This is a genomic window from Solwaraspora sp. WMMD937, from assembly GCF_029581175.1.
GTDB lineage: Bacteria > Actinomycetota > Actinomycetes > Mycobacteriales > Micromonosporaceae > Micromonospora_E.
This window is the reverse complement of the sequence record NZ_CP120738.1, coordinates 736,508-755,161: the sequence shown is the minus strand read 5'-3', so window position 1 is coordinate 755,161 and position 18,654 is coordinate 736,508. Positions and strand designations below refer to the sequence as shown.

General features: G+C 69.7%; 10 protein-coding genes and 2 tRNA genes. 6 read left to right on the top strand and 6 right to left on the bottom strand.

Going from position 1 to position 18,654, the window contains the following annotated elements; all coding sequences use genetic code 11:
* Positions 1-2 precede the first annotated feature (2 nt).
* Positions 3-308: a hypothetical protein gene (locus O7621_RS03420; RefSeq protein ID WP_282232681.1), complete on the top strand. Its 306-nt coding sequence runs from the start codon at positions 3-5 to the stop codon at positions 306-308.
* Between the two features lie 130 nt (positions 309-438).
* Here the strand turns inward: O7621_RS03420 and O7621_RS03415 are convergent, their stop codons facing one another.
* On the bottom strand, positions 439-4,965 hold the full coding sequence (locus tag O7621_RS03415; RefSeq protein WP_282232680.1) for an FtsK/SpoIIIE domain-containing protein: 4,527 nt from the start codon (positions 4,963-4,965) through the stop codon (positions 439-441).
* Between the two features lie 3 nt (positions 4,966-4,968).
* A complete protein-coding gene (locus O7621_RS03410; RefSeq protein WP_282232679.1) occupies positions 4,969-6,231 on the bottom strand; it encodes a hypothetical protein in 1,263 nt (420 codons plus the stop codon).
* A 498-nt stretch (positions 6,232-6,729) separates the two neighbouring features.
* Here O7621_RS03410 and O7621_RS03405 point away from each other — a divergent pair, with 498 nt between their 5' ends.
* Positions 6,730-7,152 carry a transposase family protein gene (locus tag O7621_RS03405; protein WP_282232678.1) on the top strand — a complete coding sequence of 141 codons (423 nt, stop codon included), beginning with the start codon at positions 6,730-6,732 and terminating at the stop codon, positions 7,150-7,152.
* Between the two features lie 535 nt (positions 7,153-7,687).
* Positions 7,688-8,851: a 23S rRNA (adenine(2503)-C(2))-methyltransferase RlmN gene (gene rlmN / locus O7621_RS03400; protein WP_282232677.1), complete on the top strand. Its 1,164-nt coding sequence runs from the start codon at positions 7,688-7,690 to the stop codon at positions 8,849-8,851.
* A gap of 133 nt (positions 8,852-8,984) precedes the next feature.
* Here the strand turns inward: rlmN and O7621_RS03395 are convergent, their stop codons facing one another.
* From O7621_RS03395 to O7621_RS03380, 4 genes are all read right to left on the bottom strand, one after another.
* Positions 8,985-10,049 (bottom strand): integrase core domain-containing protein, encoded by a 1,065-nt coding sequence (locus O7621_RS03395; protein WP_282232676.1) that lies wholly within the window; start codon positions 10,047-10,049, stop codon positions 8,985-8,987.
* 592 nt (positions 10,050-10,641) lie between these two features.
* Positions 10,642-10,714 (bottom strand) — tRNA-Arg (locus O7621_RS03390).
* Positions 10,715-10,749: 35 nt separating this feature from the next.
* A tRNA-Ser gene (locus O7621_RS03385) sits at positions 10,750-10,840 on the bottom strand.
* An 86-nt stretch (positions 10,841-10,926) separates the two neighbouring features.
* Positions 10,927-12,225, bottom strand: a complete 1,299-nt coding sequence (locus O7621_RS03380; RefSeq protein ID WP_282232675.1) for a multidrug effflux MFS transporter — start codon at positions 12,223-12,225, stop codon at positions 10,927-10,929.
* Between the two features lie 635 nt (positions 12,226-12,860).
* On the opposite strand from O7621_RS03380, the gene O7621_RS03375 reads away from it, so the two are divergent.
* The 3 genes from O7621_RS03375 to O7621_RS03365 all read left to right on the top strand — a co-directional run bounded on the left by O7621_RS03375 (position 12,861) and on the right by O7621_RS03365 (position 18,623).
* The gene (locus O7621_RS03375; RefSeq protein ID WP_282232674.1) at positions 12,861-13,532 is read left to right on the top strand and encodes a trypsin-like serine protease; all 672 of its coding nucleotides are present in this window, start codon (positions 12,861-12,863) and stop codon (positions 13,530-13,532) included.
* Positions 13,533-14,526: 994 nt separating this feature from the next.
* A complete protein-coding gene (locus tag O7621_RS03370; RefSeq protein WP_282232673.1) occupies positions 14,527-17,622 on the top strand; it encodes a LuxR family transcriptional regulator in 3,096 nt (1,031 codons plus the stop codon).
* Positions 17,623-17,858: 236 nt separating this feature from the next.
* Positions 17,859-18,623 carry a DUF5995 family protein gene (locus O7621_RS03365; RefSeq protein WP_282232672.1) on the top strand — a complete coding sequence of 255 codons (765 nt, stop codon included), beginning with the start codon at positions 17,859-17,861 and terminating at the stop codon, positions 18,621-18,623.
* Positions 18,624-18,654: the final 31 nt, after the last annotated feature.

Genomic DNA, 18,654 nt, shown 5'->3' with positions numbered 1-18,654 from the left:
CGATGGCAGAGGTAAACGTCGATTACGCCCTGGTCAACACCGTCGCCGGGCGGCTGACCACCGAGGGCGCGGAGATCGCCAGCGTGCTGAAGAACCTGCAGGTTAACGTCAGTGAGCTGCTGACCAGCCAGGGCGGCCTCTGGCTGCAGCAGGCCAGCCCGGTGATGGAGTCGCAGTACACCGACTTCACCAACTCGCTGACCAAGGCCGTCAGCAATCTGGAGACCTTCGCGGGGCACTTCTCGATGATCGCAAAGAACCTGAGCGACATGGATCAGGCGCTGTCCCAGCCGCCACCCGCGAGCTGACCCACGTCGCCTCTTGCGGCCCGCGTCGGCCGCGCGGCCCGGTAGCCGTCACCAGCTACCGGGGCCGCGCGGCCCGCGTGGCCCCGGTAGCCGTGCCCAGCGTGGCCCCGGTGACCGTGTCCGAGTCGGGTCAGCGCAGCACGGTGTGCGGAATCGTGACCGTACTCAATGCGCCGGTCGCCGGATCCGGAACGTAGCCGCGACCAGGTCGCCCACCGGAGCGCAGTAGCCCCGGCGGCACCCTGGCTCCGACCAGGTCACCCTCGATGGCCGACTGCGGCGCCAACAGCACGCCCTGCCGTGAGCGACGGGCCTCGGCGATCCAGCCACCCAACGACTGGGTGAGGGTCTCTGCCGTTCCCGCGTACGCCAGACCGAGTGCCCGGTCCCGGCCGGTGCCCACCACCTGGCGCAGTACCGCTTCCACCGGATTGGCGAAACCCAACAGGTCGACGTCGTCGACCAGCACCACCAGCGGGCTGCCCAGCTCATCCAGCGCGGCGGTCACCTGCGCCGGGTCCGGTGCAGGCCCCTCGACCGCCCGCACCCGGTCATGCACCGTCAACCGGCGCAACACCGACTCGCGGGGCGTCAGGATGACCAGCGCGGTGCCCCCGGCCAGTAGCGACACCGCGAGCGTGGCCAGCGTGTTGCTGCGGCCCGAGCCGGGCGGACCGGCGACCAGAAATGTGGCCTGCCGGCCAGCGAAGTCCACATAGCAGGGTGCGGCGGCGTCGCCGCCGATCCCGAGCAGCGCCCGCAGCGGATGCCGCTGCTCAGCCGGGACCTGTGCAAACGCCTCGGCGAAGGTGACTGCGGCGGGCAGGCCGGCCACCGGGAACGGCCGTCGCTGCGCCGGCACCGCGCTGTCGCGGGCGGCGGCCCGAGCCGCGATCCGACGCATCGCCTCGACCTGCGCCGGGCCGGACGGATCCAGGTCCAGCAGGGCGACCTGAATCTCCGCCTGGTCCGCCGAGTGCCAGCCCCGTCCGGGCGGCACCACCTCCGGCACCCGACGGTGACTGACACCGATCACCGAGTAGTCGGTGCGGTCGGCCATCCGCAGCATGATCCGGTGGTCGTTGAGATTCGCCACCCGCCCGGTCAACAGAGACCGCTCCGAGGACATCACGAGATGCAGCCCAGCGGCCGGCCCCTCGCGTAGCAGGCCGAGAAACTGGTCCAGCAGCCGTCCGCCGTCGTGGTCGTTGAGGACGGCAGCCAGCGAGTCCCAGCCGTCCACCAGCAGCATCAGGTGTGCCGGACGCTGCGCTGGCGGCAGCGCCGACCGCAATTCGTCGAGGCCGGCGCAGGAGTGCTGGGCCAGCAACTCGTGTCGGCGGGCAAGCTCGCCCTGCATGCGGCCGAGCAGGCGTTCCAGACGCTCCAGGTCGGCCCGGGGCACCACCGCACCGCAGTGCGGAAACTCGGCCAGCGCCATCATCGATCCGCCGGCCGCGTCGACGGCGTACAGATGCAGGTCCGCGCAGGAAAGCGACCGGGCCAGCGACGCGGCCAGCGTGCGCAGCAACTGCGACCGTCCCGAACGGGAGGCGCCCAGCACGTACAGGTGTCCGAGTGCGGCGAGGTCACAGGCGAGCACCGGCTGGCTCTGCTGCAACGGCAGGTCGGCCAGCGCGTACGGTACCGGCGGCAGACCGGGCCCGGTGCGCGACTCCGGCAGGGTGAGGTCGTCCAGCAGCACGACCGGCGGCAGCGGCGGTAGCCATGGGCTCGGCTGCTGCTCGCAGCCCACCTCCCGGGCGGCGGCTTCGATCGCGTCGACCAGTACGTCGAGGTCGGTGGCGGCCAACTCGTCAGGTGCGGCACCGCCACGGGTCGTCACCACCGGTGGCGGCAGCGCCCGGCCCAGCCGGGACCAGGGCAACTCCGTGCCGTACACCGGAGCGGCCGGCCCGGACTCAGCGGTGTCCGGGCCGGCACCCTGGTACACCGCGCCGACGTACCCGGTCTGAAAGGGCAGGGTGGACCGGTGGGCGAGTCGGGCGAGCGCCCGGCCCGGGGTCGCCGCCGGAATCATCGCGGCGTCCGGTACATCGATGACGTCCGAACTCTCCATCGGATCGGTGACCCGCAGCGCGATGCGCAGGTTGGTGTTGGCGCGAATGTCGGTGGTCACCACACCAGCCGGGCGCTGGGTGGCCAGGATCAGATGGATGCCCAGCGAGCGACCACGCTGCGCGAGGCTGACCAGCCCGGGCACGAAGTCCGGAACCTCCCGGACGAGCGTGGCGAACTCGTCGATGACCAGGACGAGCCGGGGCACCGCCGGCAGCGACGGGTCGCGGCCACGCATCGCCCGGTACTGCACGAGGTCCTTGGCGGCTGCCCGGGCCAGGATCTCCTCGCGGCGGCGCAACTCCGCGCCGAGTGACTCCAATGCCCGGACCACCGACGCGCTGTCCAGGTCGGTGACCATGCCGAGGGTGTGCGGCAGCCGTACACAACTGTGGAACGCGCTACCGCCCTTGTAGTCGATCAGCACGAAGGTCAACTCGTCGGGGCGGTTCACCGCGGCCAGAGATACCACCATGGACTGCAACAGCTCGGACTTGCCTGCGCCGGTGGTGCCGGCGACCAGCGCGTGCGGCCCGTCGCGGACGAGGTCGAGCGCGACCGCTCCGTCGAAACCACTACCGATCACGAAGCTCGTGGAGGCGGGTTGGCGGGACCAACGTGCGGCCAGGTCGGCACCGTCCGGCGGGTCGGCGTCCAGCAGCTCCAGCAGTCGGCTGCGGTCAGGCAACCCGGCCGTCTCGTCCGGGGTGACATCCCGCAGCGGAGCCATCGCCCGGGCCACCCGCTCGCACCACTGGGCGGTGATCACGTCCGGACGTACACCGGTGGCCTCGGGCACGCCGGTCTGCCGTACCGTCAGCCCGTCCACGTCCGCGCGTAACACCGCGGTGCACTCCTCCGGCAGCAGCCGTTCCTCGGCGTCGATGCAGATCGCGAATACCTGCACTGCCGGCCCGTCGGTGAGCACCTGCACCATGCCGGACACGTCGCGCAGCCGGCGGGCGCCGTCGACGACCAGCAGTATGTCCGGCTCGCTGAACAGGACCTGGCCGAGTTGCGAGCCCCGGGCCTTGGTCCGTGCGGCGACCAGCGCCACCAGCTCGGCCACCCGGTTCGCCACGGTCTCCGGGTCGTTGCCGACCAGCGTGTAGGGCCGCCCGGTCTGGACGCCGTCCTCGGCCGGTCGGGTGTGCGGCAGCCAACGCACCCAGCCCCACCGCTCCTCCCCAGCCGGCTCGGTCAGCACGTGAATCCGCAGGTCACGTGGGCTGTGCAGGGCGGCGGCCTGGAGGACGAGCCAGCGTGCCGTCGCATACGTCAGCTCCGCCGCACCGGCCAGACCGATCACCTTCCGGTCGACCAGATCCACGGTGACCGGCGCGTCCGGCACGGTCCAGCGCAGTTGGCGGTCCGTGTCCGCGCGGGCCGGATCCTCCACCTCGATCAGCGATGGCTGATCCAGCGTGCCGACCCGTAGCACGAGATGGTCGGGGTCGCGGCGGCGACGTTCCCACAGCCGACGGCCAGGGCCGACGGCCGTGTACAGAACGGTCGCCGGGTCCGGCGACGCCTCGCACCGGGCCAACCGTTCCTCGGCGACCGCTGCCGTCAACTCCCGCATGATGCGGCTGCGCTTACGAAGGTACTCGGCGAGATCCCTGCGGTACCGCTTACGGCCGCTGCGTCGGTCGGTGTACCAGTTCGACAATGCCAGGATAGGACTGAGCGCCATGATCAGCAGGAAGAAGTACGACCGGAAGAGGAAGACGAACGCCAGCCCCATCACCATCGGGGCGAGGATCATCAACAGCGGGATCGGGCGGCTGTTCGGCTTGATCGGCGGGTTGGGCAGCCGTCGCCGTGCGAAGAGCAGCGGCGGCACGATCCGCGGCGGCCGGTTGAAATCCAGCATCGGCACGTCCACGGCCGGCGTTACCGCGGCATCCGGTGCCGGGCGCGACACCAGCCGTAGCAGGCTGCCGCCCACCGCCAGGTCCACGCCGGTCGGCCAGCGGCGGGATCCATCGCGTCCGGGTCCCGAGGCGTCGGGCTCATCCGGGTGCTCCGGACCGTGTCCGGCCCGGAGATTCGACCCTCGCTGCTCGATGTGACTAGGGTGCCCGGGTGCGGGCATCGGGTCGTTCTGGGCTGGGGGCCGTGGCATCGCCAGACGCGCCCCGGCACCACGGGTGGCCACCCAGGCGCGACCTTGCTCGTCAATCGTGAGCCGAGCGGCGTGGGCGGGCACCCCGCTGCCGCCCGGATCGATCGCGGACCCGGGTGCCGAGCCGATGTCGTGACAGCCCAGGCCGACCGGCCAGACTCGCCCGGCGCTCGGGCCACCGACGCCGTGCACCTCCAGCCAATGGGTCCGAGGGTCGCCCGGCAGGTACCGCACCCCGTTACCGGGTACCGGCGCACCGGCGCCCAGCCGGACTCCGGCGACCAGCCCTGCCTGGCTGACCGTCCAGGTCGGATTCAGCCGCGTGCCGTCGAGATACCAGTCGCTCCGGGAGCCGTCCTGCTCGATGAGTGCGCCCACCTGGGTGGCCGCCTCGACGTCCATCGCGATGTCCCGGTTGGCACCGCCGGAGACGACGGTGAGCAGCAGGCGCATTTATCAGTCTCCAGTCCGGCCGACAGATTCGATACCGGAGTACGCCGTCGGCGGCTGCCCGTCCTGCCCCTGTTCGATCAGGTCATCGTTAGCGGTGGGCGGAGCCGACGGTCTGGACGGTGGGATGGCGGCCGGCGGCCTCGCCGCCGGGACGGGTGGCCGGGGATGCTCAGGCATGGCGGGTTCCGCTGGCGTTGCGGATGCTCCGCCGGTAGGTCCGGGTGGCTCTTCCTCGGCCCAGACGGGCGCAGCTGGGGCGGGGGCCGCAGCTTGGCGGCGGGGCAACAGGCACCGGACAAGTGGCGTGGAGTCCACGTCGAGTAGCAATTCCGGTGCGGTCACCCGGCCGGCCAGGTCGGCCCGTAGCCGCCAACGCGATCCGGGTAGGTAGCCGGCGACCAGGACCAGCAGTCCGGGATCATCGGCGACCAGGTCGGCGAGCCGTGCTGCCGCCTGCGGATCGGGCCGCCGGCAGACCAGGACGGTACGTCCGTCCGGTGTCGGACGGGTCGCGATAGCTGTGAGTGCCTCGGACAGCGGCATCCGGTCGACCCCGACCGCCCCGGCGTCGTAGCCGGATTCCGCCGCGACGATCAGGCGGTGCACGCCGTGCCCGTTGGTCAGCGCGGCCAGCTGGGCGACCAACGCGGACACCAGCCGCTCCGCCGGTAACGGGGCACCGTGTACGGACAGGATTCCGGGGCAGCGCGCGAAGTCCAGCATGACCAGCGTCCTGTCCGTCACTCCTACGGCGATCGGTAGCGAGTCGCTGGCGGCCGGTGCGGAACCGGAGGGCAGCGGACCACGGGCCCGCCAGTGGCGCGGCCCAGTGACCTGCCACGGGGATTCCGCCGCCGGAGACGGCACGTCCGCTCCCGCGCCGGCGAGTCGCACGCTGAGCTGCCCATTGCCCAGCAACACCAGGTATGGCCAGAAATCGTTCCGGCCGCCCAAGGCTGACTGGGCGGATCCGATCCAGGCTCGGGCCAGCGGCACCGGACCCGACCCGGCGAAGCTCCCGGCAACCACTCGTACCCCTCGCCGGAGCCGGACGAAGCCCGCGATCGGCGCCGCCAGATCCCGTGCCGCGCCCCAGATGCCACGCCGGATTCGTTGCCCGGTGCCCCGGATGCCGTACCGGCGGTCGAACCACCGCAGCAGCACTACCAGCAGGATCAACAGCTCCAGCACGGTGAGCACGGTGAGCAACGTTTGCCGATTGGCGTCCAGGAAGCGGCCAAGGTCGCTGAAGGACGGCGTGTTCAACCGTGCTCCTCCTCCGCCAAGCTGGCTCGGGTACGCCGCAACCGAGCCCTGATGCTACCTGTGGGCGGTGGCCGGTCGTGGTGCAGCAACTCGGCGCGAGGCGGGAGAATCCGCAGGTCAAAGCCTGCTGGCAGGGCGTGACCGGCTGATCGATGCAAGCAGATGAAGTTTCTATTAAAACTAGACTGCTGGCATCCGGGCGTCGTCTCATGTGGGAACCTCGATCGTCTTCCGACGCGGTCGAGCTCGTCCCGCTCCCAGGGCTCAGGCAAGGTTGTGGGGTGCCGAAAACCTCATCCCTCCTGGTCAGAGCTTGTTGATCAGCAAGCTTTGGTGCGGTCGGTTCCGGCGCGGATCCAGGCGGCTGAATCGCGACAGTGAGCTGATCTCAGTAAAGGTTTGATTGGTGCGACACGGACGAAGCCGGTGAAGTCGGACAGTGCTGGAGGAGGGCGTGGGGCCCTCGGTAGGTAGTTCTCACCACAAGATCACCCACCGGTGAGGACCCCACGTGATCGCATACGTACCGGCGCCCGTGCCCTGACCTGCTTCCGCCAGGCGCTGATGGTGCTCGTCTGGTTCCGCAAGGGCGAGGACGTCGCGCTGCTCGGCGCCGGCTTCGACATCTCACGGGCGACCGCCTACCGGTACCTTGCCGAGGGCATCACGGTCCTCACCACACAGGCCGAGGATCTCCACACCGCCCTGCGCCGGGTCGCCGACGACGGTTGGTCCCACGTCATTCTCGACTGCGACCGGCTCACCGAGACCACTCTGTCCGTCAAAGGCGAAACGATCGACGCTTGGTACTCCGGGAAGCAGTCACGACTCTGCCGGGGCCCTGGACGCACCGCGAGTAGATGTCGATCACGACGTAACACCGGCACCAAACGCCTTCGCCGAATCCCTTCAAGGCGGTGATGTCCCAGGACCACACCTGCCCGGTCCGGTCGCGATCAGTTCCGGCCGAACTCGGGGCGGATGGGCCGCCAGGCGGCGTCGTTCCCGGCTCTGCCCGGCCGCGCGGGCAATGCGGTAGATCGTGGACACCGAGCAGTGGTAGCGGCCCGCGTCGATCCCTGGCCCAGACCGCCGACACCGACGCGGGACGTCCCGGTCCCACCACCAACCCTCGGGCCGCTCGGCCGTCGCGATCGGTAAACCGCTTGACAAACAGAGGCGCTATCAGCGGTCCGTTGACGCCACCCGACCCGGCGACAACACCTCCCGGATCATCCGAGCGACAGGGGCAGTAAGTCATGCCGGACTGGGCGACCAAGGGTCCCAGCCGGGGACGATCAAAAGGTGACAGGCCACCTGAAGATCACTAAATACCGTGTTCGTCCCAGACTCGAGAGTCGACTACGGGTATCTACCGCGCTACCGGAAATGCGAAGAAGCGCCCCGGCGCCACTCCAGTCGACGTGTTATCTCGCCTCGTGGTAACATAAGCCTTATGTCTTCTTCGTCCCAGGTCGTCGAGGGTCTCCCTGCCCGACGGCCACGACGACCCGTCACGCCGTCGGTCTTCGATCTGTCATTCGACCAGCTTGCTGAACAGCTCGGCGACGAGCAGCGAGCCGCCGACATCTTCGATAAGCTCTACGTGCGGCGTAAAGATCCGGCTGGCGTGCTGAAATCCTGCGGCGGGCAGCTCGACATGCGCGGATCATCGCTGATCGAGAGTAGCCGCACCACGGGGAGTCGTACGATCAAGTTCCTGTTCGAGCTTGTCGACGGGAACTTCATCGAGACCGTGCGCATCCGTCGTCACGACGGCTACACAGCCTGCGTGTCCTCGCAAGCGGGGTGTGCTTTCGGTTGCCAGTTCTGTGCATCGGGACGCAACGGGCTCAAGCGGCATCTGCTTCCCGGTGAGATCGTTCAGCAGATCCTCGCGCTCGGTCCGGGCGTCAACCGCGTCGTGTTCATGGGGATCGGCGAGCCCTTGCACAACTACGACAACGTCATGGCCGCCATTCGGATCCTACGGGAACGGCGGGGGCTTGGGTTCAAGACCAGTGGCATCACCATCTCCACGATCGGTATCCCCAAGTCGCTCAAGCGTCTTCGTGAAGAGCACATCAAGATCAACCTGACTATTTCTCTTCACGCGACGACGCAAGAGTCGCGAAGCATGCTGATTCCCGGTGCGCGTAACCATGACATCGACGAGGTGATCGGCAGTGCGTTGTCCTGGGCGGACCGCCACAATCGCATCGTCACCTTCGTCTACCTTCTGCTCCCCGGCGTCAACGACTCCGACGATGACGTCTCCCGCATGATCGACTACTTCGCTGGCGCGCCGGCTCGGATCAACCTGATGCGGTGGAACCCCGTCCTGGGTGGTCCGACCTTCCGCCGCGTCAGCGACCAGCGACTGAGCACCGTCCGGCACCAACTCGCCTCCGCCGGGGTCAACGTCACCGTTCGTGACACTCAAGGCCAGGACATCGAAGCAGCCTGTGGTCAGCTTCGGCTCCAGCATCTCGCGAACGACACCCCCCGGACGGTTCGGCAGAACGCACCGGGGGTGGCGTCCGCTGAGGACGACGGCGACGCACCTCGTGGTGGGCGGGGCGCCCCCGAGACCTTCATCAGGGTCACCCGGCGGCGCTGAGCGGGCAACCCGCCGTTGTGCCTGCCGAGAATGTCATCCGTGCAGGTCAGGCGGCATGCTCGTACTCGTTGAGGATGCCTGTAGGGTGCCAAGACGGGGTTCCGGTCGTTGACCTGCGGGTTCGTAGATCGGTTTATGCGGCCCGGTGGTACTCGTTGATGACGCCGCCGAGTCGTCGGCGTCGCCGGATAGCGCCCTCGATCGGCATCACGAGGCCCGGTTCACGGTTGGGCGGTACCTGCCCGCGTCCCTGGTGCGGCCGATGGTCGTTGAAGTGTCGGACGTACTCGGTCAGCACTACCCTGGCATGCCGCTGGCCGTAGACCAGGACGTGGTCGGTGCACTCCTGGCGCATGCTGCGGCCCCATCGTTCGACGAAACAGTTCGCCGTCGGGGTACGCGGCGGTGTCTTCACCACCTGCACGCTCTCATCGGCGAGTACGGCATCGAACGACGCGGCGTACTTGGTGTCGCGGTCGCGAATCATGAACCGGAAGTCGCTGGTCCGTTCGCCGAGGTCGGCAAGCAGGTTGCGGGCCTGCTGGGTCACCCACGCCTGGGTCGGGTGGTCGGTCACGCCAAGCAGATGGACCCGTCGGGTGGCGATCTCCATGACGACCAGCACGTACAGACGGCGTAGCCACACAGTGTCGACGTGGAAGAAGTCGGCGGCCAGCAGGCCGGCGGACTGGGTACGCAGGAACCTCCGCCAGGAGGTGTCGGTGTCGCGGGGTGCGGGGCCGAGGTGGCCGTGGGTCAGGATTCGGCGGATGGTCCCGAGGCCGACGCGGTGGCCCAGTCCGAGCAGTTCGCCGTGGATTCTCTTGTGGCCCCAGCGGGGGTTGTCCCGGGCCATCCGGCGGATGAGTTCGCGGATCTCATCGCTGACCGGTGGTCGGCCACCGCGGTGGGGGTAGGTCCAGCGGCGTTGGACCAGCCGCCGGTGCCAGGCCAGCAGCGTCGCCGGAGTCACGATCCGATGCACACGCAACGCGCGGGGCAGAATGCGGGACAGCGCCGACAGGATCGCCCGGTCCGGCCAGGACAACTGCGGTCGGCCGTGGACCTGACGGCGCAGCACCGCGACCTCATGGCGCAGGGCCAGCAGTTCCGCGAGCACGACCTTGTCGCTCCGAGCCGCGTACAGCAGGGCGTCGAACATGCGAACCGTGACCAGATAGATCAGTGGGAACACCATGACCACGACGGTGCCTCGAAATCGCGAATCCGCAGCTCACAGCAGGTGCGACAGGTATTGGCACCGTACAAGCTTCCGCCGCTGCCGGCGCAGGTGCCACCCGAGCTGCTGCACGGCTGATCGCAAACGATGGCCACGGGGTCAGCCCTGCCACTACACCCAGGTGGGCGCTGGTCGGTGAGCAGAAACTCGCGGCGGCACGGACCTGCCGGGGGCGATCGTCGGAGGAAAGTGATCACCGCTCGCTACGTTCCTCTATCGGCAGGTTGACATTAACGGATACCAGCGGCAGCGGGCAGCCTGCCCCCGCACACCAAATCGGGTGACACGGCCGCGCCTCCAGCACCGCGAACCCGGCCGGGGGAGAGCGGCACCTCGCCCACGGAAGCACGTCCTACTATCTCGACTTCGGGTCCGACGCGGGTAACCATGATCAAAACGCTTCGGGACAGGACGGGTCACCGCTGGACGGGCCGGGACGTGAGGGATGCTCGTCGTACGAGCACCATCCGAGCACCCAACCGACCACAAGGGATGGAAATGCGAAGGGGCCTGACTGCCGTTTCGGCAGGTCAGCCCCCTGTTGATCTCGCGCGCCCGAAGGGACTCGAACCCCTAACCTTCTGATCCGTAGTCAGATGCTCTATCCGTTGAGCTACGGGCGCAGGTGCCTGGCAAGCATACACGCCTCGCCGAAGCGCGGAGACTCCGGGATTCGAACCCGGGAGGGGCTTTAAGACCCCAACCGCATTAGCAGTGCGGCGCCATAGACCAGACTAGGCGAAGTCTCCCCGGCGGCCGCTCCAGACCACCGCCGGTCGAGGATACAGGGCACGCCGCGTCCGGGGCAAAGCACCTCCCCGGGCCGCAGCCAACGTCAGTGCGGCGCGACCGATGTCGGCGCCGTCCGGTCGGGAACGGGCAGACGGCCTGGACGTACGACGACCAGGAGCACGATCAGCGCGGCCAGCACGCCTCCGGTGATCACCGTCGCCATCGCGATGCTGCCGGTGCCCAGCAGCCCGACGACCGGCGCGGCGAGTGCGCCGACACCGAACTGCACCGCCCCGAGCATCGCGGATGCGGTTCCGGCAGCTTCCCCGTGGCCGGCCAGGGCCAGCGCGGGAGCGTTCGGTAGCGCGAATCCGGCTGCGGCGAGAACGGCCCACAGCGGGATCAGGACGCCTGGTAGCCCGCCGACGTTCGTTGCCGCGAAGCCGAGCAGGATCAGCCCGCAGACCAGCCCGGCGATCAGTGAGGTCCGCAGGATCTGCTGCGGTGAGTAGCGGCGGAGCAGCCGTACGTTGAGCTGGGTGGCGGTGATCATGCCGACCGCTCCGGCCCCGAACGCGATACCGAACTGTTGCTCGTCGAGACCGTACTGGTCCTGCAGGACGAACGACGAGCCCGCGACGTACGCGAACAGCGAGGCCATCGAGAACCCGGCGACGAGCACCAGGCCGACGAAGATCCGGTCCCGGAACAGGCCTCCGTACACCCGGAGGGTGTCCAGCACCCGGGCCGGACGGCGGCGGTGCGGCGGCAGCGTCTCGGGCAGCCCAAGGGCGGTCACCGCGATCAGGGCGAGCCCCAGTACCGCGAGCGCGGCGAACACCCCTCGCCAGTGCGTCCAGCTGAGCAGCGCGCTGCCGAGGGTCGGCGCGAGGACCGGCGCGACGCCCATGACCAGCAGCAGTCGGGACAGTACGCGGGCGAAGGCGATCCCGCTGAACATGTCCCGGACGACCGCCATCGCGATCACCGCCGCAGCGGCGGCTCCAAAGCCTTGGACGATCCGCAGCGTGCCGAGCACCGCGATGTTCGGTGCCACGGCGCACAGGACCGAGGCGAGCACGTGTAGACCGGTGCCGACCAGCAGCGGTCGGCGTCGACCCCACACGTCCGACAGCGGCCCGATGATCAACTGGCCGATGGCCAGCCCGGCGAGCGTGCCGGTCAGCGTCAATTGGACGCCGGCTGCGGTGGTCTGCAGGTCGTCGCTGATTGCCGGTAGTGCCGGCAGGTACATGTCGATGGTCAACGGGCCGACCGCGATGAGCGTGCCGAGCACCAGGATCAGCCGGATCCGCTGCCATGGGCTGAGCGACTCACCGGGAGTCGGCTCCACGACGGGGACTGGTGCGGACCCGCCGGGCCGTTGGGCGAGCGCTGTCATGGTTCCTCTTCCGCGAGGGCGCGTCGTCTGCGCGCGGTAGGGCGCGGGTCGTCGCGACCCGACTGGTACGCCAGTGCTGCCGCTGTGCAGGCGCGCAGCCAATCTCACAAGCTAGCCGTCGCGCTTGCCATTCCCGTTACGGCGAACGGTGTGGCGCGTCACAGCGGGTGCGAAGAGTGCACTCGTCGGCCCGGATGTCGGCCACTGCACGTGTGGAGGGCCGATGGCGGCGGTGCCCGCGCGGCGGGAGCCGCGCCCACCGGCCCATCCAGGCTTGCCAAGGTCTACCCAGGCTCGCCAAGGTCCACCGGCCACCCCAGGCCAACGCCGGGTGGCGAGCATCCACCCGATCATTGTACTTACTATGACGGACGACAATGCATATTGCGTACGTCATATCTTCGTGGGGCAGGTCGCTCCGTGGGACGCTATCAGAAATAATCGGTCCGAAGTCTTGTCGTGGAAACCGTCGAAGCCTAATCTCTGGCATCACCGATGCGCGACTCGCGTCGCCGGTGCGGCGCCTGCCCGGCGTCGCCGGACAGCAGGTGTCCACCGACGGAACCCCGTCGTGGGACACCGGCCCGACCGGCCCGGAATCCTCCGGGGCAACCCCTTCGGTTAAGGAGCCAGCCTTGCGTATCCGACTCACCCTGGCCATCGCCGCGACCGCGCTGGTCGGCGCGTTCGTGGCCCCGTCCGCCGCGGCTGCGGCACCGCAACAGATCATCGGCGGCGGCACGGTTTCCTCGGCACCATGGGCGGCCGCCGTCTTCCAGAACGGCTCGTTCGCCTGTTCCGGCTCGATCATCGCCTCACGGTGGGTGCTGACCGCGCGGCACTGTCTCGGCGGGTCGATGTCGGTGCGAGTGGGCAGCGTCTACCGCTCCTCGGGCGGCGCGACCAGCACGGTCAGCGCCACGTACGGCCGGTACGATCTCGGCCTGCTCTACCTGAGCTCGGCGGTCTCCACCAGCTACGTCACGTTGGCGTCCAGCAACCCACCGGTCGGCTCGACGAACACCATCTACGGCTGGGGCCGGACCTGCAGCAACTGTGACGCCTCGGCGCAGCTGAAGGCCGCCTCGGTGCGGACCACGACGAACGGCGCGTCCGACGCGTACGGCGGCCCGGCGATCCGCAGCACCGGGGTGAACGGCGTGGCCTGGCGGGGTGACTCCGGCGGTCCGCAGTTCTACAACGGGCAGCAGGTGGGTGTCTGCTCGACCGGCAACGGGTCGACGTACCAGAACTACGCCTCGGTGGCGTCCAGCCGGAGCTGGATCCGGTCGGTGACCGGGGTCTGAGGCTGTGACGACCGGAGCGGCCGACATCGGCCGTTCGGTACGTGGGTGGTCGGTGGGCCTCCCACGTACCGCCTGATCCGCCGGTTCGGCGGCCGCTGCGAGCAGCGGCCGCCGAACCGGCACTGGCCGCCACACCTGTACCGGCTGGCTCCGGCCGGTGATCGACATCGGTGGTTGTTGGTGGAACCTGAGCCTCGTGCCGGCGGCCCGGTAGGTCTCCGCGGCCACGGCGACATCGCCTGGGGCGGCATGCGCCTGCAGCCGAGCGGCTACGTTGATCAAGTCGCCGGTGAGGAATCCGACTCCGCCGTCGACTGCACCCGCGGTGTCGACGGCCGCCGCTCCGGTGGCCACTCCGACCCGGATCCGTACCCGCGCGCTGTCGGGAAAGTCGGTACGGCGGACCGCGTCGGCGAGCTCGAGAGCGGCCCGCACCGCCGGGTACGCGCCGCCATCGCCATGATCGTCGTCGTTGCCGGCGATGCCGAAGACCGCCATCACCGCGTCTCCGATGTACTTTTCCACCACTCCGTCCCACCGTCGAATCACCGTCCGCACCGCGTGGAAGTAGCGCAGCTGCACGTCGCGGACCTCCTCCGGAGTAAGCCGACTGGACAGGGCGGTGAAGCCGACCATGTCGACGAAGAGCACGCTGACCGTGCGGCGGCGGGTCCGGGCGGCTGGAACGGACCAGCCAGAAGGCGGTTTCCGTCGCGTTCCGCAGTTGGCACAGTAACGGTGGGTCGACCTTACGGATGTACGGCAGATCGGGCCGACTGCGTGGGTCGGGCCGGTGGGGCGGCGGTAGTTGCGGCGGAGCGTCCTCATGATCGCCTCCTGCGCGGTGGTGGTGGTGCTTCAGTCCGCTCCCGGGTGGACCTGATCCGGTCCGTGTGGACCGACCTACGGGACGGATGGCTGAAACGTTTGCAGCCCAGCGCAGCCCTAGGATCTGTAGAACGACGTATGTCAGATACTCCCACCCTTTATGTCGGTGATCGGATTGACACAGTCACGCGATGGCAGGTCGCTGGCCCCCAGCTCCGACGAGGTTCCCTTCGTCGGGCGGCAGGCTCAGCTGCAGGTGTTGCACGAGTCGCTACGTAGGGTCGAGCGGGGGAACACGGCCGCTGTCTTCGTCATGGGCGAGAGCGGCATCGGTAAGTCGCGGCTGCTGAGCGCGGCCAGTGACCGGCTCCGTACTGCCGGTGCCCTGGTGCTGTCCGGGGCATGTCTGGACATTGGGGACTCATCACCGCTGCACCCACTTCGGCAGGCTCTGCGGCGTTATCGGCCGGAGGCCGGCCGGGCTGGCATTCTGTCCGGCGCCGCGGCCAACGAGTTGATCTCGGTGCTGGACGGCGAGGCCCGGCACCCGGACGGAGCCGGTGACCTGCTGGAACGGCTCACCCGTGGACTCGGCGCGGTCGCCGCCGGACGGACCCTGGTGCTGGTCATGGACGATCTGCAGTGGGCCGACCTGACCACCCGGCATCTGCTGCTGTACCTCCTCGCCGGGCTGGGTGACGTCCGGCTGCTGCTGCTCGGCGCCGCGCGGACCGAGACGCTGCGGGGCGACGATCCGATCCGCCGCATGCTGCTGGAGTTACGCCGGTCCCGGTCGCGTTCCGGGGCGGTCCACGTGTTGGAGCTGGAGCCCCTGGACCGGACGGAAACCGCCCAACTCGTCGCGGAGCTGCTCGGCGGCGACCCGGAGCCGGACCTGGCCGAGTCGGTGTGGCGGCGCAGCGGTGGGGTGCCGTTCCTCGCCGAGGAGCTGGCCCGGGACGCCCGGGACGGCCGGGACGGCCTGTCGGAGACCCTGAGCGAGATCACCCTGGCCCACGTCGACGCCCTGCCGGCCGACGCCCAGCTCGTGTCACATGCGGTCGCCGCCGGCGTGGAGCCGGTCGCTCACGACCTGCTGGCCCGGGTCGCCCAGCTCGGCGAGGACCGGCTGCTGCAGGCGGTACGCGAGGCGGTCGGCCAGCGGGTGCTGTTGTCCGAGCCGGACGGGTACCGGTTCCGCTACCCGCTGATCCGGGAGGTCCTGGAGCCGCGGCTGCTGCCGGGCGAGCGGGTCCGGTGGCACCGGCGGTACGCCGAGGCGCTCGCCGCCGGCCCCACCGGTGACCTGCAGCACGCCCGGTTGGCGTACCACTGGCGGGAGGCGGGCGAGACCACCCGGGCGTTGCCGGCCGTGGTCGCCGCCGCCGAGGAGGCGGAGCGGCTGTACGGCTTCGCCGAGGCGTTCGAGCACTGGGCCAGCGCGGTCGACCTGGCCAACCAGGTCCCGCCGGCCTGGCTGGTCGAGTTCGACGCGACCATGCTGGGCCGACGCGCGGCGGAGGCAGCGCACCGTAGCGGCGAGCACGAGCGCGCGCTGGCCCTACTGGAGCAGCTGGCCACCAACCTGTTCGGTCCGCCGCCGTCCTGGCTGTACACCCTGCGGGCACGGTACCTGACGGCGGTCGGTCGGCTGGCCGAAGCGGAGCGCGAGTACGACCGGACGCTGGCTGCGGCCGACTCCACCTCCGGCGAGCGGGTCGCCGCCGCCGCGCACTCCGCCGATCTACTGCTGCAACTCTGCCGGTACGCCGACGCCGGCCAGCGGGCACAGGAGGCACTTGACCTGGCTGCCGGGGTGCCCGACTGCGCCTCTGCGATGGTGCTGGCCGGGGTCACCCTCGGCTACAGCCAGGCATACCTCAACGACCCGGCGGCGGGCAAGGAAGCGGTCCGGCAGGCGCGCCGTACCGCCGAGCTGTCCGGCGGTCCGGCGGACGTCGCCGTCGCCGACCTGCAGCTCGCCGAGCTGCTCAGTGGACACCTCAACGAGTTGGAGGAGGGGGTCGCGGTCGCCCGCCACGGTGCGGAACGGGCCGAGCGGGTCGGGTTGGCCCGCACCTACGGCACCCGGTTACTCTCCGCCGCCGCCAACGGGCTGTTCCGGCTCGGCCGGTGGAGTGAGGCCGAGGAGGTGATCACGGCTGCGCTGCGGCATCGGCCGTCCGGGGCCGACGCAGTAGAGCTGCTGCTGGCCCGTTGCCGGATTCATGTGGGGTTCGGCCACCTCGACGGGGCGGAGTCCGACCTGGAGGCGATCGAGACCCTGCTGGCCGCTGGCGGCGGGATGCGGCACATGCTGCCGTTGCTGACGTTGCGCGCCGGGCTGGCCATGTGGCGTGGCCGGCATGCCGAGGCGCGGGAGGCGGTACAGCAGGGCATCGACCTGGCCGAGCGGCACTCGGGTGACGTCTGGTTGCAGGCGCCGCTGGTCTGGCACGGGCTACGGGCCGAGGCGGAGGCCCGGTCCAGCGGGACCCCGATCGATCCGAAGGCGGTGCAGCGCCTGGTCAAGGTGGTCGGTCGGATGGAGCGCAGCAGCAACACGGAGACTGCGGCACCGGTACGCGACGCGGTGATCGGTTACCGGGAGCTCTGCGCCGCGGAGATCAGCCGGATCGACGGCCGGTCGGACCCGATGCTCTGGTCGCGGGCCGCCGAGGTCTGGGAGCGGCGGTGCCATCCGTACCCGGCGGCCTACGCCCGGTTGCGCCAGGCCGAGGCGCTGTACGCGATCCGTACCCGTAACGCGGACGCGACCCGGGCGCTGCAGGCGGCGTACCGGACCGCCCGGCGGCTCGGTGCCCGTCCGTTCACCGAGGAGATCAAGGCCCTGGCCTCCCGTGCCCGGGTGGCGTTGGGCGCGGGTGAGCCGGAACCGATGCCCGAGATGGACAGCCAGGAACGGGTCACCCTGCGGGCCGGTCTGACCAGCCCGCCGACGGTCGGCGAACGGGTGACCCGGGCGTTGGTCAACGACCGCGCGAAGCGGACCTCGATGGTCGGGCGGGCTGGTCAGGTGCTCGCCCCGGGCGGTCCGGACGAGCTCGCGGTGCTCACCGACCGGGAGCGTCAGGTGCTGGAGTTGGTCGCGGAGGGACGGACCAATCGGGCGACGGCCGAGGCGCTGTTCATCAGCGAACGTACGGTCGGTGTGCACGTGTCGAACATCCTCAACAAGCTGCAGGTCAGGACGCGAGTGGAGGCGACTCGGGTGTTCATGCGCAACCAGCCGCGTGCCTGATACCCGACTGTAAACCTGCCAGTCCGGTGCGTAGCGACCGCCGACCGGTCGGTCCACCCCGGCCGGTTGACGTCCCGGCCGGAAAACCGCACACCGGGGCGGCGGATCGGCCAGTGAGACACCCGTCGTTGCGCCGATACCTGCGGGTTGGCAGCGGCTGCCACTGTAGGGACCGACCGTTTCGGTGACGACCGCCCGCCCGGGGGCGAGGGAGCACTGCAGACTGGAGGTGTCCGATGCCAGAACTCCGCTGGGGTCACGTGCACGACCAGATCATGGAGGTCCTCGACCACCGGCCGACCGACGTCGCCGGCGTGGTCGAGGATCTGGCGGCGCTGCAGAAGCTGCTCGAGGCAGCCACGCCGAGTGACAGCGACAATCCGGTGGCCGACTTCAACCATCTCTACTGGGTGATTACCAGCACCATTGACGAGCGGCTGCAGGCCGGTGAGTTCGCCGACCCTGCCTTCCTCACCCTGCTGGACATCGAGTTCGCGGAGCGGTACTTCGCGGCGCTGCGCTGCTGGGGCAACCGGGGCGACACGCCGGCGGCCTGGGAGGTGCTGTTCAGCCGGTTGCGCGACGAGAGCGTACGGTCGTTGCCGTCGGCCGCCGCCGGGGTGAACGCGCACATCAACTACGATCTACCGTTCGCGCTGCTGAGCACCTGGGCCAAGCTCGGGTCGGGCCCGGACAACGACGAGCAGCACCGCGACTACCTCTACATCAATGAGATTTTCTTCGACCGGATCCCGCAGCTGCGGCGCAGCTACCTGAGTAACTGGCAGATCTGCCTCGACCGGCTCAACGGGCAGGTCGACGACTGGTACCAGAACCGGTTGGTGGAGTTCACCCGGGACATCGCCTGGCGGGACGCGGCCCGGATGTGGCCGATGCGGGACAACCCGACGATGTTGGAGAGTGAGCGGTTGCGGATGGACCGGCACACCGCCTTCCTGGGCTGGGCGTTGCTCTCGCCGGTGGGCAGCCTGCTGCAGTGACGCCCGGCCGGGTGCCTGCCGGTCCGCCGCC